Source organism: Sphingobium sp. TomMM35A (assembly GCF_054771735.1).
Genome location: NZ_BSRC01000001.1, coordinates 340616 through 360236 on the forward strand (window position 1 = coordinate 340616; position 19621 = coordinate 360236).

The window sequence follows — 19621 nt, forward strand, 5'->3', positions numbered from 1 at the left end:
AGCGGTTGGATGAGCTGGCCCGTCAGACCGGGCCGAGCGGTCAATATTGGGTGACTGTGATGGGTGAAACACCGTTAGTCCCGGCCTGTTGTTCGATCCCGATCGAGCGGCCGTTGCCGAACTGGGTGATAGAGGCATAAGCGTCGCCGGGCTGGCGCAGGGCGATGCTATTGTCGTTGCCGAACTGACCGAGCAGGGCGATGTTGTTGTCGCCGTTCTGCTGAAGTGTGATGCTATTCCCGGTGCCCTTGCCACGCGCACTGTAGCTAGCGAGGACAGCTTCGGCCGACTGGGTGTAGTTGGCACTGCCTGCAACACCGACCAGTCCGCCCGCGCCGGCCAGCGCCGCTTCGGCTGTTGTCGGTGACGCACCGAGACCCCCCGCCTGCACGAGCGCGGCGACATTGTTGCTGCCTGCCTGATGAGCATAGGCGGAATTGCTCGATCCGCGCTGGACCTGGACGGCACTGTTGCCGCCGCCGGTCGCTCCATTGGGCGTGCCCTGCACGATGGCGGCCTGATTGAACGAGCCGGAGACGGCCTGCGCCGCCTTGTTGTCGTTGCCCAGCTGCGACACGTGGAAGTCGTTGCTGTCGCCCTTGATCAGAACGCCCGCGAGGTTGCGCTCGCCCGACTGGCGGATAACGCCGGATTCGAGGTTGGCGAGTGGGGTGAGGGTGGAGGTGGTCAGCGCGGCATCCTTGTGCCCGGCATTGCCGTTGGCGCCGTCATTGCCATTGTTGCCGTTGCAGGGATTGCCCGTGCCTTGCCCATTGCCCTCGCCGCAGGGATCGCCCTGGCCGTTATTGCTTTTGTTCTGCTTGTTCTCGCTGCCAATGACGTAGGGCGACAGGGTCTTCGGTGCGAAAGCCATGGTCCGGCCAGTTCCGCCGGGGGCGTCTCCGCGCCCGCTGCGGTTACCGGTAACCGATACGACTGCGCGATTGTCACGGCCGCTTTGGGTCAGGTCGAGAAGGTTTTCAGACCCCTTCGTCTGAGCCAGCGCGGTTGATCCGGTCGCGCCGCTCTGGTCGATGCTGGTCTGGTTATAGTCGCCCACCTGCTCGATGAAGGCGACAGATTGAGCGTTCACACCGGAGCATGTGGCGACCGCAGCCATCGCTGCTGAACCCAGCGCCGCGATCAAGCGCGCCTTGCGCGTCCAACTGCCTGTCATCCGCATGTCATGCTCCTTCTCGGCATTCTGGCCCTTGGCTGGCCGATCATCCTTCACCTGAACAAAGCCGCCGCTTTGCTGAGGAGAAGGATGCGGGACGGCATGACGCCGCCCCGCAAGCTTTCGTTACTGACGGGTAACTGCGTAGTTGCCGCCACCGTTCTGCGAAATGACGCTCTGGCTGCCCGAAGCGGTATGCTGGTAGACATAGGCTTCATTGCCGCCGCCGTTACCGGTCTGGAGGATTTCGCTGTTGGCGCCGACGAGCTGAAGAACGCTGGCGTAGTTGTTGCCGCCTGTACCGCGCTGTTCGATAGCAGAGCTCGCCAGACCGGTGGCCGCGTTCTGCTCAACAAAAGCCTGATTGTTGTTGCCCGTCTGCTCGATCCGCGAGGCGGCAAGCAGCTTCTGTTCAACAGCGGCGAAGTTGCCGTTGCCATTCTGAGTGATTGCGCTCAGCTTGATATCGAATTGGCCAGTACCTTGAGTCACGTAAGCAGCGTTGCCGTTACCGGTCTGATCGATATCAGAACCGCCAGACTGGGCCTGTACGCTGGTCGCACGATTGTTAGTTCCATCCTGCGAGATGGCCGAGGCGTTGATTGACCCCGTCTGTACGATGAGAGCGTCCTGGAGCGTGGCGGGATTGTTTCCGTTGCTGCCACCACGCTGAGTGATCGTGCCCAAGTTCAAAGATGTGCGATCCGAATCCGAGCCCTGCAGAATGACAGCGTTCTGGCCGGAAAGGCCAGCACCGGTGTGCACCTGCGTGATCCGCGCAACCTGTCCCAAGGAGAAATCGCTTCGCGAAGCTTGGCTCACATAGGCGCCATTAGCCGTACCGCCGGTCCCGGTGTCGGTCTGGCTGATGATCGCGTCGTTGTTACGACCGTTCTGGTTGACCACGCCCCAGCCTGCGCGGCCAGCGTCCTGATTAACTTCGGCGTCGTTGTTCGTGCCGTCCTGTTCGATGCCAGCCTTGTTGGTATTCCGGCTCGGGTCCAGCAGGGAGCTCTGGGAAACGACGCTGGCGACTACCGGCGTGATGACCGAACCGGCGCTCGGGATGTTGGCTTTCGCGTCAGCGGCTTCACTGGTATCGCTCGCACCAGAGACCGGCGGATTGTTCGCTGCACGGACGGCATCGTGGAAACCGGCACCGGCAGTCGCGGTGGTGCCGCTGATGGTCAGATCGGTCACCTGAGCCTGCGCCGCCGTAGCGAAAGCCAGCGCCGAAGCGCCGATAAGAAGCTTCTTGATCATGTTAATCCTCCTGTTTCAACTCACATGCCGCGATGTTGTGCGGCGGTTTGGCTTACCGGCTCCCCAGATCGGTAGCGCCGGGCGGGCGGGGCTGGTTTTTGTCCCTGCCCACTCGTCACACTCTCCCCCCGCTCGCGAAGGGCGAGTTTGTTCACCGCGCGGCTGGTTGGCCGGCGGAATTCGGTTGGTTGTTTGCGGCGACCTTGGCCGGTGCGGCCTGGCGGGTGCCGGATGCGCGGGCCTGGGGCTTTGCGGGCTTGGCGCGTGCGGTCTTCTTCGGGTCGTCAATCGGGTCGGTGTAGTAGGGACCCGTGCGGCGGAAGGCGGCGGCGATGGCGCGTTCCTTCTCTTCCTTATAATGGTTGAGGTAGGTCTGGCCCGCAGCTGCGTCGGCGAAGCTCCACAGCTGGCGGCCGCCGGGCTGAGCGCCTTCCATGATGAGGGCGTAGACCGCCTTTTCGATGGCGGCCTGCGTGGCGATCTGGATCGGTTCGTTGGCCGACACGCCTGCTTCGCCTTCCAGCAGCTCGTCAAATTCGACGAATTTGAAGACGTTGGTGTTGAGCGCGACCGAGGCGACGGTCTTTGACGTGACGACATTGCCCAGCACTTCGCCGGTCTTCACGCTGATGGCGCGCAGATAGACGGTGACGGTGTTCTGGCGATATTGCATGTCGCCGCCGATGCCGAGGAAGCGCGCGCCGATGCCGCCGGTCTGGGTGTTGCTGTCATAGCCGATGATGCCGCCTTCGAGCAGGATGCCGGCGAAGAGCAGCGAAGGCAGGACGCTGGAGGGCGTTTCCGCTTCGCCCAAATAGCGCTGCCGCATTTCGCGGATGATCTGGCGCTCTTTCAGCAGGTTATCGAGGCGTTCCCGCTCCACGACGGTGAACCAGTTGCCATTGCCTGCGTCGCGCAGCGCCTTGATGAGGACGCTGGTGCCGCCCTGGGTCACGGCGCGCGACAAGCTCTGGATATTTTCCGAGGGCTTGAGCTGGCCGGTCTGGTCGGTGAAGCTGTACACGGCGATCGGCACCGGCTGCGGCGGCGGCGGCAGGTAGATGAGGTCGCGCTGGACAGGCGTGACGGGCGCGATCTGCGGCGCGGAGCTGGCGGATGCCACCAGTTCGTGCGGGACCGAACACCCCCCAAGAGTGGCCGCCATGCAGCCGACGAGCGCAGCAGCAGCCGAACGCTTCACGATATTCCCCCTGATGCTCATCTTATTGCCCCGTGAGACTGGTGTTGCCGGTGAGGCTGGCGGCCAGCGAGCTTTCCACCGAGTTGTTTCCGAGGGCGGATGCCGCAGCCGCATTCGCGTTGGCGTTGTTGAGCGTCAGCACCGGGACGACGATGTCCGTCGTCTCACCCGTCGAATTGTCGAAGATGCTGAGGCGGATTTCGCTCAGCGTCCGTTCGAAGGAAATCTTCTGGTCGCCGACCGTAAATTCTCCCGAAGTCCCCGGATCGGAGCCCGTAATGGCTTCAACGACGCTGGAAGACAGGGCGGAGAGCAGACGGCTTTGAATCTGCCGGGCGAACAGTTGTGCCTCGGTCAGTTCGCCGGTTCCATCACCGCCATTTGATTTCTGGGGCGGGCGTTGCGCTGTCGCTGTGGCGAGAAGATGGTCGGAATTGAAGGGATTTCCGCCGAAGGAAGGGTTTCGGAACTCGAACTTCAGTTCCTGGGCCGAAGCGGGTGTCGCCAACGCGATCACTGCCAGCGTGGCCAATCGTAGATGTTTCACTATTCAAGCCCCTTATTACTGCATCATAGGTGCTGCACGGACGTGGAGGCCTTTGCAGGTCCACGCATGAGGAACGCGTCATGGGTGCCCGAACAGGTGAAGTGTTCGGGGCGGAAGCTATTTGAAAGGAGGAGCCCTAAACTGGGCCCGGATCATTTTCGTCAGGATGACGGGTGATTGTTTCCTGAAATAACAGGCAGGAAATCGGTGGATGCGGGGCATCCTCCAACGATCAGGCTCTTCTTACGCATACACCACTTCCCCCCAACTTCGGCGCAACTGGACATTGACCGCAATTTCGCCGCGGCACGCTATCCAATTGTCGGCTGCAGGGTGGCGACTCGTTTTTTATTGTCTACCCTTCGCTAAGGGGCCAATTAACAAAGACCTAACGAATGATATATACCCAAAATTGAGTAGGGGTACCTGAGTAGCGCCCGGATTTAGCCGTAAATATTGGGTTGTGAAGGTCAAACCCACGGCTTTCCTAGGGCGAACAAAGTTAACGGTGACAAGGATTATTTAGCAAAAAAACTTCTTCGTCTCTAATTGGTACAGGCTGTTGGGACGAAGACCATTGGCGGGCAATGATTGGCCTTATGGCAGCAATGGACAGGGATGCGCTCCGGCTGTTGCGGCGGCGCGCTGCATGCATGTCGAAGCGATAAAAGGCGGCAACAGGACCTGTCCTGCGCCATGGTAAGCGCCTTACTTGCGGCGGTAGCGGAAGTACCAGACTTCGTGCTCGCTTTCAACTATCTCGCTGAAAATAAAGCGCTAATTCGCTATCATCAGGGGCGTTTTTTCCTAGAAGTAATCACCGGGTAATCACCAAATAATGAGATGGTTGGGGTCCACATAGAGTGGACTGGCGCTCAGCAGACCGCGTTCTTCGAGCAGCCGATCGGAATGGCCGGGTGAGGACCGCCAGGTGTGTCGCCTTATCGAACTCAGGCACGTGAGGCATGCTGATTGTCGTCCCCACAGGCGTGTGGATGGATGTGGAGGCATATCCGACGCTGACCTCTGCGCGCGGGTGAAGGATGCCACGATATTCGCCCGGACCATGCCGGAACAGAAGCTGCGGATCGTGTCGGCGCTTAAGGCCGCAGGCGAGGTGGTCGCTATGACGGGCGACGGGGTCAATGATGCACCGGCGTTGAAAGCCGCGGACATCGGCATTGCGATGGGTAAGCGCGGCACCGATGTGGCGCGGGAGGCGTCGTCCATCGTTCTGGTGGAGGATGATTTCGGCGCGATCGTCATCGCCATTCGCCTTGGCCGCCGCATTTACGACAATATCCGCAAGGCCATCGGCTTCATCTTCGCGGTGCATGTGCCGATCGCCGGGCTCGCGGTTTCGCCGCTGTTGCTGGGCCTGCCATTGGTGTTGGGGCCGATCCAGATCGCGCTTCTGGAAATGATCATCGATCCGGTTTGCGCCCTCGTTTTCGAAGCTGAGCGTGAAGAAAGCCGCATCATGCAGCGACCGCCGCGTCATCCTGCTGAGCGCCTGTTTTCGGCGAGCCTTGTCCTGCCCAGCATCCTTTATGGCGGAATGGCGCTTGCGCTGCTTGTCGGGCTTCAACTGGGCGCCACATATGGGGGATTTGCGCCTGATCGGGTGAGGGCGCTCCTGTTCTTCGGGCTAGTCGGGGCGATCATGGCGCTGGTGCTGGTGAGCCGGTCCTTCAGCACATCGCTGATGAGTGCCCTGTGGCGGCACAATGCTTCGCTTCGCTACGTTGCGGCCACGGTCCTGATCGCTTGCGGAATGATCGTTCTGCTGGCCCCGCTGCGCCGCATCCTTGATTTCGCCACGCTCGGGCTGATGGACTTGCCCATCTTGATCGCGACGCCTCTGGTCGTTCTTGGCCTGTGCGAGTTCGTCAAGGGACAGCGGCGCCGGATCGCCTGAGGGGCGGTGCGGAACTGCGGACGGCAAGGGCTCGTTTTTAGTCGGAACGCCGTCGCGCCCGGTCCTTCAAGGCACGGCTGCGTTCGCCGATGAGCGTGTGGCAGCCGAGGATGTTTATATCATGGCCTTGCCCCCTGCGTTGTTCCGGCGGCGTCCAGCCGGGGGGAGGTGTGCCGCAGAAGTAGGGGGAGCGGGCGGCATAATGGCGCACTTGCCCGGCCGCGAGGTTGGCGAAGGCGAGGGCGGCGAGCGCAGCGGCGCTATACCGCATGGCTGAACCGCCTTTCCGCTGGTTGCAGATAGAAGTCGAAGGCGGCGGCGATGCTGCGGGCATAGGGGAGGGCGTCAGGGGTCAGTCGCACAAGGGTTCCATCCACGCTGACAAGGCCGAGACATTCGAAGCGCGACAGGTCTGGTATCGGGGTGGATGCATCCACATTCGCTTCGCCGTTGCACAGGATCGCTTCTATGATCCGGCCGCGACGGCGATCATCGGTGGTGCGGAGGACTCCGCGCGTGGCGGTTAGCGCGCCACGCTCCACAAGGTCGCGCCACGGGCCTGCCTGCTTTTCGTTCTGGACGATCAGGTCCGGGAACTGGCTGATCGCGCTGGCGCCAAGGCCCAGGAGGATTTCGGCGGGATCATCGGTGAAGCCCTGGAAATTGCGGCGGAGTCTGCCTTCGCGGGCAGCGCAGGCGATGCTGTCTTGCGGCAGGGCGAAATGGTCGAAGCCGATCGCGGCATAGCCAGCTTCGGTGAGAAGGCGATAGCCCTGAGCCGCCATGTCGAAACGGGTAGCAAGATCGGGCAGGGTGCTGCCGTCTATACGGCGCTGGCGCGGCAAAAGCTGGGGCATATGGGCATAGCCGAAAAGGGCGATGCGCGCGGGCTGCATGCCGATGCTCGCTTCCAGCGTCGCCGCAAGATCATCGAGGCTCTGGCCGGGCAGGCCATACATGAGGTCGAAGCCGGTCGCGATCCCGGCGGATCGAAGCTGATCGACGGTCCTTTCCACCATGTCGAGCGGCTGGATGCGGCCGATGGCGGACTGAACATGCGGGGTGAAGGTCTGCACGCCAAGGTTGACGCGGCTGATCCCCATCGCCGCCATGGTGGCGATCCACTTGCCATCCAGGCGGCGCGGGTCGAGCTCCACCGAAATCTCAGCCCGATGCGCATCGAAGCAGAGCAACAGCTGCTGGAGCAGGCGTACGAAATCGACCAGCGGCAGCGAATTGGGACTGCCGCCGCCAAAGGCGATCCGCGCAACCCGGCCACGTCCGCCCAGCCGCGCGGCGACAAGGGCGATCTCGCGCTCCAAAGACTCGACATAGGCAGTCAGGCGGTGCGCGCGATTGGCCGCGCCTGTGTTGCAACCGCAATACCAGCATATGTCGTGGCAATAGGGGATGTGGACATAGAGGGAGAGCGCAGCGTCCGCGTCAATCGCGTCGAGCCGGGCGGCTAGATCGGCCGCGCCTATGTCAGCTGTAAACTGCGCGGCGGTTGGGTAGCTGGTGTAGCGCGGCACCGGCTGGGCGAGCAGATCGGGGTGATAGGTCCACATTATGGAGCGGATCGCACGGACTGCATCCTGGCACATTGAGGCAGGTCAAATCACGGCTTGCGCCGGATCAATGTCGGATGCTTGCGACCAGAGCAGACGAGGGTCACCGACAATAGGGACGGAGACAATCTCATGAACTTCAAGACTATCCTGCTGGGCACGACCGGCTTTTGTGCCGCAATGGCGGCACCTGCGCAGGCCGCGCAGGGCGACGTGCTGGTGCGGCTGCGCGGCATAATGGTCGCACCCAACGAACGCAGCGGCAGCGTGCCGCCCGGCTTTCCCGGCGAGAAGGTGAAGGTCGACAACAGCGTAATGCCGGAGATCGATATAACCTATATGGCGAGCGATCATATCGGGTTCGAACTCATCGCAGCGACGACGAAGCATAGCGCCAGCGGGCGCAGTGGCACGACGGGTTCGATCGGCCGTCTGGCTTCGACCTGGGTGCTGCCGCCGACGCTGACGGCGCAATATCACTTCCTGCCCGAAGGCAAGGTCCGGCCCTATGTCGGGGCAGGCGTCAACTACACGCTGTTCTACAATGAAAAGGCCTCTGGCGCGCTTGAGGGTGCGGTGGGCGCGACCAGGGTGCGTATGTCCGACAGCTTCGGTTGGGCGGCACAGGCCGGGGTCGACGTAGACCTGACGGACAGGATCTTCCTGAACCTGGACGTCAAATATATCGACATCGACACAACGGCGCGCCTGTCCACCACGGCGGCGGGCGTGCAGAAGGTGCGCGTGCACCTTGACCCGCTGGTGTTCGGGATCGGCATCGGCATGAAGCTCTGATCTTCAGGCTGTGGCGAACGCCTTCACCACGAAGGGCAGGCGTTCGCCATCAGGCTCCGTCAGGGTCAGATAGCTTCCCGGCTTGATGCTATGTGCGTCGAGGCGGAACAGGATTTCGTCATCCTCTTCCCCCGGCTGGTAGGACAGCGCCCAACCCTCAGCCGTCCGCAGCAGGCATCCATGCCGGTCCGGTTCATTGGGCCAGAAGCGCCGCACCGTCGCCAGTTCGGGATGGTGCTGATATTCCTTCTCATCGATCAGCCCATCATCGCCGAGCGGCAAGCGCATCACATAGCTGCGCGCCGCCGATCCGTTGGGAAAGTCGGCCGTCCTGGCAAGTTCAAGGCGTACGGTTGTCCATGTCATGCCATCCAGATCGCGTTTTCCCGCGCCAAAAAATATAAGGACTATCCCGGATGGTGGCGGTGCGCGCGCGATCTTAGCGAGCAGCGGCGGGAACGGGGGCGTGCGCCGCTGGCTTGCTGGCATGGAAAAGACGGGGCATGGTGACGTAATGGCGGTTGCGGACGATGATGACATTGAGGGGTTGAGCGAGCGCGAGCACAGCCTGGAGCAGGCGCTGCTGGGTTCGATCCTGGCGACCGTGCCCGATGCCCTGATTGTCATCGACATGAGGGGCAGGATCGTGTCGTTCAGCGCGGCGGCTCAGCGCATGTTCCAATATGCGGAAAGCGATGTGCTGGGCGAGAACATCTCGATGCTGATGCCATCGCCCGATCGCGAACGGCATGACGGCTATATCAGCCATTATATCGACACGGGCGAAAAGCGGATCATTGGCATCGGCCGCCTGACCAGCGCCCGGCGACGGGACGGGTCGACCTTTCCGATCGAGCTGTCGGTGGGGGAAGTGCAGGACAGGGGCCAGCGGCTGTTCACCGGATTTATCCGCGACCTGACCGAACGGCAGCAGGCGGAGCGGCGCGTGGCGGACCTTCAGGCGGAACTCTCCCACGCCACACGAGTCACGGCCATGGGAACGCTGGCGTCGGCGCTGGCGCATGAGCTGAACCAGCCCCTGACCGCAATCGCCAATTATTTGGAGGCCGGGCGCGACCTGCTGGACGGCGAAGGCCCGGTTGACCGCGATCTGCTGCGCGAGGCGATGGACGAAAGCGCGCGCCAGGCACTGCGCGCGGGCGAGATCATCCGGTCGTTGCGCGAATTCATCAAACGTGGCGAGACGATGCGCCAGCCCGAACCTCTGCGCGGGCTGCTGGCCGAAGGCGCAGCGCTGGCTTTCATCGGCATGGACAGCCGGGGCATCGACATGGACATCAGCATTGATCGGCGGGTCGACAAGGTGCTGGTCAACCGAGTGCAACTGCAGCAGGTGATCATCAACCTGATCAAGAATGCGATGGAGGCAATGGCGAGCAGCCCGGCGCGGATATTGCGCCTGTCCGCGGCTCCAGCGGACGATGGACGCGTCGAAATAATCGTCGCCGACAGCGGAACTGGCCTGGACCCGGACATGTCACGCACGCTCTTCACCCCTTTTACGACCACCAAGCCGTCCGGCATGGGCGTTGGCCTGTCGATCAGCCAGACCATTGTCGAAGGCCATGGCGGCCGGATCTGGGCGCAGCCATCCCAATGGGGCGGCACGGCTTTTCACTTCACCCTGGACAGCGCGGATTAAGGCATGAGCGAACCCTTCCCCATCTATGTTGTCGATGATGATGAGGCGATCCGCCGGTCGTTGTCATTCCTGCTGAAGACCAGCGGCTATGCGGTGCGCCTGTTCGAAGGGGGAGCCGCTTTCCTGAAGGAGGCTGCCGGTCTGGAACCGGGATGCGTGCTGCTGGATGTGCGAATGCCCGATATCGACGGGCTTGAGGTGCAGCGAGAACTGCGCGCGCGCGGCGTCATGCTGCCCGTGGTTATCATGACGGGCCATGGCGATATCGACATGGCCGTGGCGGCGATGAAGGCGGGTGCCAGCGACTTCATTGAAAAGCCTTTTGAGAAGGCTGCGCTACTCGGATGCGTCGAAGCGGCGCGCACTCTTTCGCTTGCCGAGCGTGGGGCCGGCACGCGGGCGGACGACGCGCGAGCGCGGCTCAATGTGCTGACCGACCGGGAGCGTGAGGTGCTTGACGGGCTGGTCGAGGGATTGCCCAACAAGACGATTGCCTTCGACTTGGGGATCAGCCCTCGCACGGTCGAAATCCATCGCGCCAATCTGATGCAGAAGCTGGAGGTGAAGAGCTTGGCCGAAGCTTTGCGTATTGCCTTTCACGCGGGCGTGGGGTGAGGGCTTTAGCCGTCATCCCGGCGTAATCTGGAATCAGGTGCGGCCAAGCTGCTTCCTATCGACCGGTATGCCAGCGTTCTCTGGCATGACGAAGAAGTGGCTAGGGACAATTACGGATAGGTCTGAAATCCGCGCAGCGGCATGCAGCGGACATGGATATGCAATTTGATCTGGCGCAAAAGGCGCCTGCCGGGCCTGAGATGGCTGCAATGATGACTCCGGTCTCTGGCGGCTGTGCCACTGGTTATTGCGATCGGTGCGAAGTGCGCGATCAAGCGATCTGCGCTGATCTCAGTCCGCAGGAGCGGGCTGCGCTCAACCGGATCGGACGGCGCGTGACGTTGCAGGCCGGGCAGACGGTGATGTGGGAAGGCGATGACAGCATGGTCGTCGCCAATGTGATCGAAGGCACGCTGAAGCTCGCCACATCGACAGGCGACGGGCGGGAACAGATTGTCGGCGTCGTCTACGCCTCCGATTTCATCGGCCGCCCCTTTGGCGTGCGCACGCCGCACAGCGTGACGGCGCTTATCGATGCGCGGCTGTGCCTTTATCCGCGCGGCGCATTCGACGGCTTTGCGCGGCAGCATTCGCAACTGGAACATCGACTGTTGCAGCGGACACTGGATGATCTGGACCGGACGCGCGGCTGGATGCTGTTGCTCGGACGCAAAAATGCGCGAGAGAAGGTGGCGTCCTTTCTGCTGGACATGAGCAGAAGGCTGCGCGCGGACGCTGACGGTGCAATCGATCTGCCTCTCTCACGCCAGCAGATCGCGGACATTTTGGGACTGACAATCGAAACCGTCTCGCGCCAGTTCAGCGACCTGAAGCGGCTGGGCGTTATCGCCCTGGTCGGGCGGCGGGGCGTTCGCATTTGCGATGCCGACCGGCTGGAGAGCATGGCCGAGGGGGAGTGAGGTCGAGCTCCCTGAGCTCGGCTTTGTAATTTGCATCGATGCGGCACTGACCCACCCCTGCCTGAGGGAGGGAAGGGGAAGAGGGCGCGACAAATTGTCTACGGACATTCCCCTACATACCTGCCGCCCCGCCTTTGACAGAGAATTTTCAATGAAGACGGCCCCTGGGGAAGGGCGCCGCGGACAAGCTCTCGCAGGGGGATCCCATGGATCAACTAGTATTGAAATCGGGCGGCTGGTTCGCGCTGGCGGTGCTCGCTTTACTGGCGGCGCTGATGGCGGTGGACAGCGGTTTTGCCGTCCATATGGGCATAGCCTGCGCGGCGGCGCTGCTTATGGCGATCGTGACGATCGGCGGGGCCGATTATGCCGGGATCGCGCGCGGTCTGGTGAAGATGCCTGCCGACCAGGGCAAATATGATGACGACCCGATCCGCTGGGGTGTCATCGCGACCGTTTTCTGGGGACTGGCGGGCTTTCTGGCCGGGCTGTACATCGCCTTGCAACTGGCCCTTCCTGCGCTGAATCTTGGCATCGAATATACAAGCTTCGGGCGGTTGCGGCCGCTGCACACGTCGGCGGTGATCTTTGCCTTCGGCGGCAACGCCCTCATTGCGACCAGCTTTTATGTCGTGCAGCGCACCTGCCGCGCGCGCCTTGCCTTCCCCTCGCTCGCGCGCTTCGTCTTCTGGGGCTATCAACTATTCATCGTCCTTGCGGCGACCGGCTATCTGCTGGGCATCACCGAGGGCAAGGAATATGCCGAGCCCGAATGGTATGTGGATCTGTGGCTGACCATCGTCTGGGTCGCCTATCTGATCGTCTTCGGCGGCACGATCCTGCGCCGCAGCGAGCCGCATATCTATGTGGCGAACTGGTTCTACCTCAGCTTCATCCTGACGATCGCAATGCTGCACATCGTCAACAATCTGTCGATGCCGGTGAGCCTGCTCGGATCGAAGAGCTACAGTGCTTTTTCCGGTGTCCAGGACGCGCTGACACAATGGTGGTACGGGCATAATGCGGTCGGTTTCTTCCTGACTGCCGGCTTCCTAGCCATGATGTATTATTTCGTGCCCAAGCAAGCGGAGCGTCCGGTCTATAGTTACCGCCTGTCGATCATCCACTTCTGGTCGCTGATCTTCCTCTACATCTGGGCGGGTCCGCACCATCTTCATTACACCGCGCTTCCCGACTGGGCGCAGACTTTGGGCATGGTGTTTTCGGTCATGTTGTGGATGCCGAGCTGGGGCGGGATGATCAACGGCCTCATGACGCTCAACGGCGCATGGGACCGCATCCGCACCGATCCGATCATCCGCATGATGGTGATGGCGCTCGCCTTCTACGGCATGAGCACCTTCGAAGGGCCGATGATGTCGGTGAAGGCGGTCAACAGCCTCAGCCACTATACGGACTGGACGATCGGCCATGTGCATAGTGGTGCATTGGGTTGGAACGGCCTGATTACTTTCGCCTGCCTCTACTATCTGACGCCACGACTGTGGAAGCGGCAGAGGCTTTACAGTCTGCGCCTGATCAACTGGCACTTCTGGCTCGCGACGCTGGGCATCGTTCTCTACGCCTCGTCGATGTGGGTGGCGGGCATCATGCAGGGGCTGATGTGGCGCGAATATGGGAGCGACGGCTACCTCGTCTACGCCTTCTCCGAAGTCGTGAGCGCCATGTTCCCGATGTACGTCATCCGCGCGGTGGGCGGCCTCATGTACCTCGCCGGGGCGATCACCATGGCCTGGAACATCGGCAAGACCATCGCGGGCAGCCCGCTGAGGCAGGAAAAGCCGATGAGCGATGCGGCGTTCGATCCGATCGCGGACCGGCCGCTTGTCACCCAGCCTGCTTAAGGACGCAAAGACATGACAAGCAAGACAAAGGGCAAGTTCTGGGATCATGGCAACCTGGAGCGCAATGTCTCCCTGCTCGGTATCGCGTCACTGGTTGTAGTCGCCATCGGCGGGATAGTGGAAATCGCGCCGTTGTTCTGGATCGACAACACGATCGAGAAAGTGGAAGGCATGCGGCCCTATACGCCGCTGGAGCTGGCGGGGCGGAATATTTACATCCGCGAAGGATGCTATAACTGCCACAGCCAGATGATCCGTCCGTTCCGCGACGAGACGGAGCGTTATGGCCATTACAGCCTGGCGGCCGAAAGCATGTACGACCATCCCTTCCAATGGGGATCGAAGCGTACTGGACCCGATCTGGCGCGGGTGGGGGGCAGATATTCGGATGAATGGCATGTCCAGCATCTGAAGGACCCGCGCGCCGTGGTGCCGGAATCGATCATGCCGGGCTATGCGTTTCTCGCCGAGCGGGAACTGAAGGCGGGTGATATGGGCAAGGACCTGACGGCGCTGTCCCGTGTCGGCGTGCCTTACAGCAAGGACGACATCGCCAAGGCGGATGACGACCTGAAGGCGCAGGCCGATCCCGACGCGGACGCCAAGGATCTGATCAAGCGCTACCCCAAGGCGCAGGCGCGCGACTTTGACGGTGATCCTGCCAAGGTGACGGAGATGGATGCGCTGGTCGCCTATCTCCAGATGCTGGGCACGCTGGTCGACGTGGAAAGCGCCAGGCCGCAGGAGGCCGGACGATGAGCTACGACGCGTTGCGGCATTTCGCAGACAGCTGGGGTCTGGTCTTCATGGCGCTCACCTACGCCGTCCTGATCGGCTGGCATTTCCGGCCCATGGGGCGCGAGCGTAGCGCAGAGGCCGCGCGGACGATTTTCGAAACGGAACATTCGGAGGCGGATCATGGCTGATGAAAAGCGGATCGACGCCGCCACCGGCACCGAGGTCAAGCATCACGAATGGGACGGTATCCAGGAACTGGACACGCCGCTGCCCCGCTGGTGGCTGTGGACCTTCTACGCGACGATCCTGTTCGCGATCGGTTATGTGATCGCCTATCCCGCCCTGCCGATGATCAGCCGGGCGACAGAGGGCGTGCTGGGGTGGTCGAGCCGGGGGGCGCTCGAAAAGGAACTGGCGGCGCGGGAAGCGCAGATCGCGCCGGTGCGGCAGGCAATTGCCGACACGTCGATTGACGTGCTGCCCATGCGCCCGCAACTGATGCACGCGGCGGTGGAAGGCGGACGCGCGGCTTTCCGGGTTCATTGCGTGCAGTGCCATGGATCTGGCGCAGCGGGGTCAAAGGGCTATCCCAATCTCAACGACGACGACTGGCTGTGGGGCGGCGATCTTGCCACGCTCGAAACGACCATCACGGTCGGCGTCCGCACCCCCGACCATGCGGCGACCCGCCAGTCGATGATGCCTGCGTTCGGCAAGGACCAGTTGCTGACGGCCGACCAGGTCGATGACGTGGTGGCGCATGTGCGGGTCATAAGTGGGCAGGCCCGTCCCAGCCCGGTATCGCAGCGTGGAGCCAAGGTTTTCGCTGACAATTGCGCCGTCTGCCACGGACCTGCGGGCGAGGGCATCCGTCAGGTGGGTGCGCCGAACCTGACCGACGCGATCTGGCTCTATGGTGGAGACGCTGACTCCATACATGAATCCGTTTGGAACAGCCGCCGTGGCGTGATGCCGCGCTGGGACGACAAGCTCGACAAGGCCGCCATCCGCATGCTGGCAGCTTATGTCCACAGCCTGGGCGGGGGTGAGGCGACACCGGCAAAGGTAGCGGGTGATGCCGCCCAATAGCAGCCGCACCCTCCGCGTCATCCCGGGGAGGGAGGCATGCTGATGTCCGGCTCCCCCTCGCTCTACGAGAAGCGCAAGGGCGTTTACCCTAAGGCCGTGGACGGTTTCTACCGGCGCCTCAAATGGGCGATCATGGCGGTGACGCTCGGCATTTATTGGGTGACGCCTTGGCTGCGGTGGGATCGGGGACCTTATGCGCCGGACCAGGCGGTGCTGGTCGATCTGGCCCACCGGCGCTTCTACATGCTCTCGATCGAGATCTGGCCGCACGAGTTTTATTATGTGGCGGGGCTGCTTATCATGGCGGGGATTGGCCTGTTCCTCGTCACTTCCGCCGTGGGCCGTGCCTGGTGCGGCTATGCCTGTCCGCAGACGGTGTGGACCGACCTTTATCAGCATGTCGAGCGGTTCATCGATGGTGATCGCAATGCGCAACTGAAGCTGGCGAAAGCGCCGTTTAGCATCTCCAAGCTGGCCCGGCGGATCGCCAAATGGTCCGTGTGGCTGGCAATCGCATTCATCACCGGTGGCGCATGGATCTTCTATTTCGCCGATGCGCCCACTTTGCAGCAGCAATTCTGGAGCGGAACGGCAGCGCCGGTCGCCTATGGGACGGTTGCGGTGCTGACCGCTACCACGTTCATCCTGGGCGGCTTCATGCGCGAACAGGTGTGCATATACATGTGCCCATGGCCGCGCATTCAGACGGCGATGCTGGACGAAAAATCGCTGGTCGTCACCTACAAGGACTGGCGTGGGGAGCAGCGCGGCAGCCTGAAGAAGGCGCAGGCCCATCCCGGCGACTATGGCGATTGTATCGATTGCAACCAGTGTGTCGCGGTCTGCCCCACCGGCATCGACATTCGGGAAGGCCCGCAGATCGGTTGCATCACCTGCGCCCTCTGCATCGATGCCTGCGAGAAGGTGATGGAGCAGGTGGGCCGTCCGCGCGGGCTGATCGACTATTGCACGGAGGACGATGCCGAGGCGGAGAAGAAGGGCGCGGCGGCCAAGCCCGTGCTAAAGACCCTGCTGCGTCCGCGCACCATCGCTTATTTCACGGTTTGGGCGAGCATCGGAGCGGCCATGCTGTTCGCGCTGGGTGCGCGCACGCGGTTGGACATCAGCGCGCAGCAGGATCGCAACCCGATTTTCGTGCGCCTGTCGGACGGCGCGATCCGCAACGCTTACACTGTGAAGCTGCGAAACATGGAGACCCGCCCGCGCGACGTGGAGGTGCGCGTCGCCGGTCTGCCCGGCGCGAAAATCTGGACTGACGCCGGATCGCGGGAAGAGGCGAGCGATGCAGTGCGGGCGACTGTCGCTGCCGACAGCGTGACAAAGCTGCGCCTGTTCCTGACCCTGCCCTCTGCCGGTCCCGCGCGGCAGGATTTCCGCTTCACAGTGCGCGCCCTGGACCGCGAAGGCGGCGGCGACAGCGAAGACGCTCGTTTCGAAAGGCCCTCAACATGAAACATGCCCCTCCCTTCACAGGCTGGCACATGACCGCGATACTCGTCGCCGGTTTCTCCGTCGTTATTGCCGTCAACATGGCTATGGCGACGCTCGCGGTGCGATCCTTCGGCGGGGCCGTGGTGGAGAACAGCTATGTCGCCAGCCAGAAGTTCAACGGCTGGCTGGCGCAGGCGCGCGCGCAGGAAAAACTGGGTTGGGTTGATCGAGTGTCGCTGGACGCCGCCCGTCATGTGCGGATGGAACTCAACGTGGCGGGGGCGCAGATCATCGCGGTGGCGCAGCATCCGGTTGGGCGCACGCCGGACATCATGCTGCGCCTGCATGAGGCTGCGCCGGGAGTGTATGTCAGCGACCGCGCCTTGCCCGCTGGCCGATGGCAGCTGCGCTTCGAGATTCATAATGATGCTGGGAAAAAACATCTGCTGCGGGAGATCGACTGATGGCCAGCCAGCCAGTGTTGCACGAAGCATCCCCGCCCGAGGTCAGGGAAAGCCTGTTCGCCGTTCCAGGCATTCATTGCGCCGGGTGCCTGTCAAAGATCGAAAATGGCTTGCCGCTTCAGCCGGGAATCCGCTCTGCACGCGTCAATCTGAGCGCCAGGCGGGTGGCCATCAGCCATGATCCCGCACTGACGCCGCCGGAGTTGAAGGCGGCCATCGTCGCGCTCGGCTTCGACGCGGAGCCACTCGCCGATCCGGGGCAGGATGTCGCGGCGGATGTGGGCAAGGCGCTCGTGCGCGCGCTCGCCGTCGCGGGCTTTGCGGCGATGAACATCATGCTGCTGTCGGTATCGATCTGGTCGGGTGCGGAAGGCGCGACGCGGACGATGTTTCACTGGCTCTCTGCACTCATTGCGCTGCCGACAGTTGCCTATGCCGGCCAGCCCTTCTTCCGTTCCGCCTGGGCGGCGTTGCGGCAGGGGCGGACGAACATGGACGTGCCGATCAGCATCGGCGTGCTCCTGACGACTGCCATGAGCCTGTTCGAAACCATCGTCGGCGGCGAACATGCCTGGTTCGATGGCGCGGTGATGCTGCTCTTCTTCCTGTTGGCGGGGCGCTGCCTCGACAGCATGATGCGCGGACGAGCGCGCGCGGGCGTCGCGGCCTTGCTCAAGCAGACCGCGCCGGGTGCGTTGGTCCTCGACGAACACGGCCGCAGTCAATGGATGGCAGCCAGCGCGCTGCGCCCCGGCATGCGCATGCTCGTCGCTGCGGGCGAAAGGCTGGCGGCGGACGGCCGCGTCATGGAAGGCGAAAGCGGGATCGATCTTGCCTTCCTGACCGGCGAGAGCGCGCCGGTCCGCGTCCGGCCTGGGGACGCTGTGCAGGCGGGGGCGATGAATATCGAAGGCCCGATCACCGTCGAGGTGATTGCCGCCGGGGCCGACACCGTTATCGCCGATATTGCTCGGTTGATGGAGGAAGCAGGGCAGGGCAAGTCCCGCTACGTCCAGATCGCCGATCGTGCCGCACGCTACTATGCGCCCTGCGTCCACCTGCTCGCCGCGCTATCCTTCGCAGGCTGGATGATCGCGGGCGCGGGCGCACATCAGGCGCTGCTGATTGCGGTTGCCGTCTTGCTCATCACCTGTCCCTGCGCGCTTGGCCTCGCTGTCCCGGCGGCGCAGATCGTTGCATGCGGCGCGCTGATGCGGCGCGGCGTGCTGGTGAAGGACGGGTCCGCGCTCGAGCGACTGGCCGAGGTCAGCGAAGCACTGTTCGACAAGACCGGGACGCTGACGCTGGGCCGCCCAGTGCCGCAGGGCCTGGAACGACTGGGCGCTGAGGATCAGGCAATCCTGCTGGCATTGGCACGGGCGTCACGCCATCCCTTGAGCAATGCTGTGCGCCAGGCGCTTGAGGCGTTACAAGTGACGCCGGCCGCTCTTGACCAGATCCGCGAGGTTCCGGGTGAAGGGCTGTTTGCTCAGCATGAAGGGCTCTCCGTGTCGCTCGCTCGGCCACACAGTATCGTCAACCTCTTCGGGCTTGCGAGCGAATATCGGCGGGGCGATCACACTACGCTGCTCCGCTTCAGTGATGCGCTCCGCCCGGATGCGGCAGAAACGTTGCAGGAGCTGCGGGCGATGGGCGTAAAGACACTGATCGCCAGCGGCGACCGCACCGAAGCACTGGAGGAAGTTGCGCGCGAGACTGGGACGACTGCCATCGGACAATTGCGTCCCGCCGACAAATTGGCCTTGATCGGGCGGTTACACGCGCGCGGCGAAAAGGTGCTGATGGTCGGCGACGGCCTTAACGATGGACCGGCGCTGGCCGCAGGTTATGCCAGCATGGCCCCGGCTTCTGCCAGCGACGCGAGCCAGCTGACAGCCGACGCAGTGTTCCTCGGCGATAGGATGACGCCCGTGGTGGAGACCGTTCGGGCGGCACGCCGGACGATCGCAGTGGTGAAGCAGAATTTCGCGCTCGCCATCGGCTATAATGTGCTGGCGGTGCCACTGGCCATTGCGGGGAAAGTCACGCCGCTGGTCGCCGCCATCGCCATGTCGACATCGTCGCTGATCGTGATCGCGAATGCGCTGCGTTTGAAGGGAGCCGCGAAATGACAGGTCTTGGACTGTTGATCCCCATAGCATTAAGCCTGGGCCTGCTTGGCCTCGCCGCCTTTTTCTGGGCGCTGCGCGACGGCCAGTTTGATGACAGCGAAGGCGCGGCAGCGCGGATATTGATCGACGAGGATTAGGGAAGCGCCCGAGGAAGGAACGGGAAAAAGGCCAGATCCGCTGGACCTGGCCCCTTTCTGTTGCTGGCCTTTGATAG

20 protein-coding genes are annotated in these 19621 nt (G+C 62.8%); 13 read left to right on the forward strand and 7 right to left on the reverse strand.

The genetic code is table 11. From position 1 onward, the window contains the following. Nucleotides 1–40: 40 nt before the first annotated feature. From ACYU8T_RS01830 to ACYU8T_RS01845, 4 genes are all read right to left on the reverse strand, one after another. Complete coding sequence (locus tag ACYU8T_RS01830; RefSeq protein ID WP_461158328.1) at nt 41–1183, reverse strand: curlin repeat-containing protein; 1143 nt, start codon at nt 1181–1183, stop codon at nt 41–43. 120 nt (nt 1184–1303) lie between these two features. After that, nucleotides 1304–2440, reverse strand: coding sequence for a hypothetical protein (locus ACYU8T_RS01835; protein WP_461158329.1), 1137 nt, complete (start codon nt 2438–2440; stop codon nt 1304–1306). 151 nt (nt 2441–2591) lie between these two features. Then, the gene (locus tag ACYU8T_RS01840; RefSeq protein WP_461158330.1) at nt 2592–3662 is read right to left on the reverse strand and encodes a CsgG/HfaB family protein; all 1071 of its coding nucleotides are present in this window, start codon (nt 3660–3662) and stop codon (nt 2592–2594) included. Between the two features lies 1 nt (nt 3663). Next, the gene (locus ACYU8T_RS01845; RefSeq protein WP_461158331.1) at nt 3664–4188 is read right to left on the reverse strand and encodes a curli assembly protein CsgF; all 525 of its coding nucleotides are present in this window, start codon (nt 4186–4188) and stop codon (nt 3664–3666) included. 1036 nt (nt 4189–5224) lie between these two features. Here ACYU8T_RS01845 and ACYU8T_RS01850 point away from each other — a divergent pair. Beyond that, nucleotides 5225–6106 carry an HAD-IC family P-type ATPase gene (locus ACYU8T_RS01850; protein WP_461158332.1) on the forward strand — a complete coding sequence of 294 codons (882 nt, stop codon included), beginning with the start codon at nt 5225–5227 and terminating at the stop codon, nt 6104–6106. Between the two features lie 37 nt (nt 6107–6143). Here ACYU8T_RS01850 and ACYU8T_RS01855 read toward each other — a convergent pair whose 3' ends face one another. Both ACYU8T_RS01855 and hemN read right to left on the reverse strand, forming a co-directional pair. After that, nucleotides 6144–6377 carry a hypothetical protein gene (locus ACYU8T_RS01855; RefSeq protein WP_461158333.1) on the reverse strand — a complete coding sequence of 78 codons (234 nt, stop codon included), beginning with the start codon at nt 6375–6377 and terminating at the stop codon, nt 6144–6146. Beyond that, a complete protein-coding gene (gene hemN, locus ACYU8T_RS01860) occupies nt 6367–7674 on the reverse strand; it encodes an oxygen-independent coproporphyrinogen III oxidase (RefSeq protein WP_461159721.1) in 1308 nt (435 codons plus the stop codon). The genes ACYU8T_RS01855 and hemN overlap by 11 nt, the downstream gene beginning before the upstream one ends. 132 nt (nt 7675–7806) lie before the next feature. Here hemN and ACYU8T_RS01865 point away from each other — a divergent pair, with 132 nt between their 5' ends. Then, the gene (locus ACYU8T_RS01865; RefSeq protein WP_461158334.1) at nt 7807–8469 is read left to right on the forward strand and encodes an OmpW/AlkL family protein; all 663 of its coding nucleotides are present in this window, start codon (nt 7807–7809) and stop codon (nt 8467–8469) included. A 3-nt stretch (nt 8470–8472) separates the two neighbouring features. Here ACYU8T_RS01865 and ACYU8T_RS01870 read toward each other — a convergent pair whose 3' ends face one another. Next, a complete protein-coding gene (locus tag ACYU8T_RS01870; RefSeq protein ID WP_461158335.1) occupies nt 8473–8835 on the reverse strand; it encodes a hypothetical protein in 363 nt (120 codons plus the stop codon). A 148-nt stretch (nt 8836–8983) separates the two neighbouring features. On the opposite strand from ACYU8T_RS01870, the gene ACYU8T_RS01875 reads away from it, so the two are divergent. The 11 genes from ACYU8T_RS01875 (at nt 8984) to ccoS (ending at nt 19544) form a co-directional block, all read left to right on the forward strand. Next, entirely contained in the window at nt 8984–10132 is a 1149-nt protein-coding gene (locus tag ACYU8T_RS01875) for a sensor histidine kinase (protein ID WP_461159722.1), read from the forward strand. A gap of 3 nt (nt 10133–10135) precedes the next feature. Further along, nucleotides 10136–10747 carry a response regulator FixJ gene (gene fixJ, locus ACYU8T_RS01880; protein WP_461158336.1) on the forward strand — a complete coding sequence of 204 codons (612 nt, stop codon included), beginning with the start codon at nt 10136–10138 and terminating at the stop codon, nt 10745–10747. 152 nt (nt 10748–10899) lie between these two features. Beyond that, nucleotides 10900–11667: a Crp/Fnr family transcriptional regulator gene (locus ACYU8T_RS01885; RefSeq protein WP_461158337.1), complete on the forward strand. Its 768-nt coding sequence runs from the start codon at nt 10900–10902 to the stop codon at nt 11665–11667. Between the two features lie 206 nt (nt 11668–11873). Next, nucleotides 11874–13532 (forward strand): cytochrome-c oxidase, cbb3-type subunit I, encoded by a 1659-nt coding sequence (gene ccoN / locus ACYU8T_RS01890; RefSeq protein ID WP_461158338.1) that lies wholly within the window; start codon nt 11874–11876, stop codon nt 13530–13532. Nucleotides 13533–13544: 12 nt separating this feature from the next. Continuing rightward, nucleotides 13545–14291 (forward strand): cytochrome-c oxidase, cbb3-type subunit II, encoded by a 747-nt coding sequence (gene ccoO / locus ACYU8T_RS01895; protein WP_461158339.1) that lies wholly within the window; start codon nt 13545–13547, stop codon nt 14289–14291. Further along, entirely contained in the window at nt 14288–14458 is a 171-nt protein-coding gene (locus ACYU8T_RS01900) for a cbb3-type cytochrome c oxidase subunit 3 (RefSeq protein WP_461158340.1), read from the forward strand. The genes ccoO and ACYU8T_RS01900 overlap by 4 nt, the downstream gene beginning before the upstream one ends. Next, complete coding sequence (gene ccoP, locus ACYU8T_RS01905; RefSeq protein ID WP_461158341.1) at nt 14451–15359, forward strand: cytochrome-c oxidase, cbb3-type subunit III; 909 nt, start codon at nt 14451–14453, stop codon at nt 15357–15359. The genes ACYU8T_RS01900 and ccoP overlap by 8 nt, the downstream gene beginning before the upstream one ends. A gap of 36 nt (nt 15360–15395) precedes the next feature. Further along, entirely contained in the window at nt 15396–16832 is a 1437-nt protein-coding gene (gene ccoG, locus ACYU8T_RS01910) for a cytochrome c oxidase accessory protein CcoG (RefSeq protein ID WP_461158342.1), read from the forward strand. Further along, nucleotides 16829–17275, forward strand: coding sequence for a FixH family protein (locus tag ACYU8T_RS01915; protein WP_461158343.1), 447 nt, complete (start codon nt 16829–16831; stop codon nt 17273–17275). Before ccoG ends, ACYU8T_RS01915 begins: the two co-directional genes overlap by 4 nt. Then, the gene (locus tag ACYU8T_RS01920; RefSeq protein WP_461158344.1) at nt 17275–19407 is read left to right on the forward strand and encodes a heavy metal translocating P-type ATPase; all 2133 of its coding nucleotides are present in this window, start codon (nt 17275–17277) and stop codon (nt 19405–19407) included. The genes ACYU8T_RS01915 and ACYU8T_RS01920 overlap by 1 nt, the downstream gene beginning before the upstream one ends. Next, nucleotides 19404–19544: a cbb3-type cytochrome oxidase assembly protein CcoS gene (ccoS, locus tag ACYU8T_RS01925; RefSeq protein ID WP_461158345.1), complete on the forward strand. Its 141-nt coding sequence runs from the start codon at nt 19404–19406 to the stop codon at nt 19542–19544. The genes ACYU8T_RS01920 and ccoS overlap by 4 nt, the downstream gene beginning before the upstream one ends. The last annotated feature ends 77 nt before the right edge of the window (nt 19545–19621 follow it).

Coding starts and splice junctions, on each gene's coding strand:
- ACYU8T_RS01830 (WP_461158328.1), bottom strand. CDS start 1,183: ATGCGGATGACAGGCAGTTGGACGCGCAAGGCGCGCTTGATCGCGGCG.
- ACYU8T_RS01835 (WP_461158329.1), bottom strand. CDS start 2,440: ATGATCAAGAAGCTTCTTATCGGCGCTTCGGCGCTGGCTTTCGCTACG.
- ACYU8T_RS01840 (WP_461158330.1), bottom strand. CDS start 3,662: ATGAGCATCAGGGGGAATATCGTGAAGCGTTCGGCTGCTGCTGCGCTC.
- ACYU8T_RS01855 (WP_461158333.1), bottom strand. CDS start 6,377: ATGCGGTATAGCGCCGCTGCGCTCGCCGCCCTCGCCTTCGCCAACCTC.
- hemN (WP_461159721.1), bottom strand. CDS start 7,674: ATGTGGACCTATCACCCCGATCTGCTCGCCCAGCCGGTGCCGCGCTAC.
- ACYU8T_RS01865 (WP_461158334.1), top strand. CDS start 7,807: ATGAACTTCAAGACTATCCTGCTGGGCACGACCGGCTTTTGTGCCGCA.
- ACYU8T_RS01870 (WP_461158335.1), bottom strand. CDS start 8,835: ATGACATGGACAACCGTACGCCTTGAACTTGCCAGGACGGCCGACTTT.
- ACYU8T_RS01875 (WP_461159722.1), top strand. CDS start 8,984: ATGGCGGTTGCGGACGATGATGACATTGAGGGGTTGAGCGAGCGCGAG.
- fixJ (WP_461158336.1), top strand. CDS start 10,136: ATGAGCGAACCCTTCCCCATCTATGTTGTCGATGATGATGAGGCGATC.
- ACYU8T_RS01885 (WP_461158337.1), top strand. CDS start 10,900: ATGGATATGCAATTTGATCTGGCGCAAAAGGCGCCTGCCGGGCCTGAG.
- ccoN (WP_461158338.1), top strand. CDS start 11,874: ATGGATCAACTAGTATTGAAATCGGGCGGCTGGTTCGCGCTGGCGGTG.
- ccoO (WP_461158339.1), top strand. CDS start 13,545: ATGACAAGCAAGACAAAGGGCAAGTTCTGGGATCATGGCAACCTGGAG.
- ACYU8T_RS01900 (WP_461158340.1), top strand. CDS start 14,288: ATGAGCTACGACGCGTTGCGGCATTTCGCAGACAGCTGGGGTCTGGTC.
- ccoP (WP_461158341.1), top strand. CDS start 14,451: ATGGCTGATGAAAAGCGGATCGACGCCGCCACCGGCACCGAGGTCAAG.
- ccoG (WP_461158342.1), top strand. CDS start 15,396: ATGCTGATGTCCGGCTCCCCCTCGCTCTACGAGAAGCGCAAGGGCGTT.
- ACYU8T_RS01915 (WP_461158343.1), top strand. CDS start 16,829: ATGAAACATGCCCCTCCCTTCACAGGCTGGCACATGACCGCGATACTC.
- ACYU8T_RS01920 (WP_461158344.1), top strand. CDS start 17,275: ATGGCCAGCCAGCCAGTGTTGCACGAAGCATCCCCGCCCGAGGTCAGG.
- ccoS (WP_461158345.1), top strand. CDS start 19,404: ATGACAGGTCTTGGACTGTTGATCCCCATAGCATTAAGCCTGGGCCTG.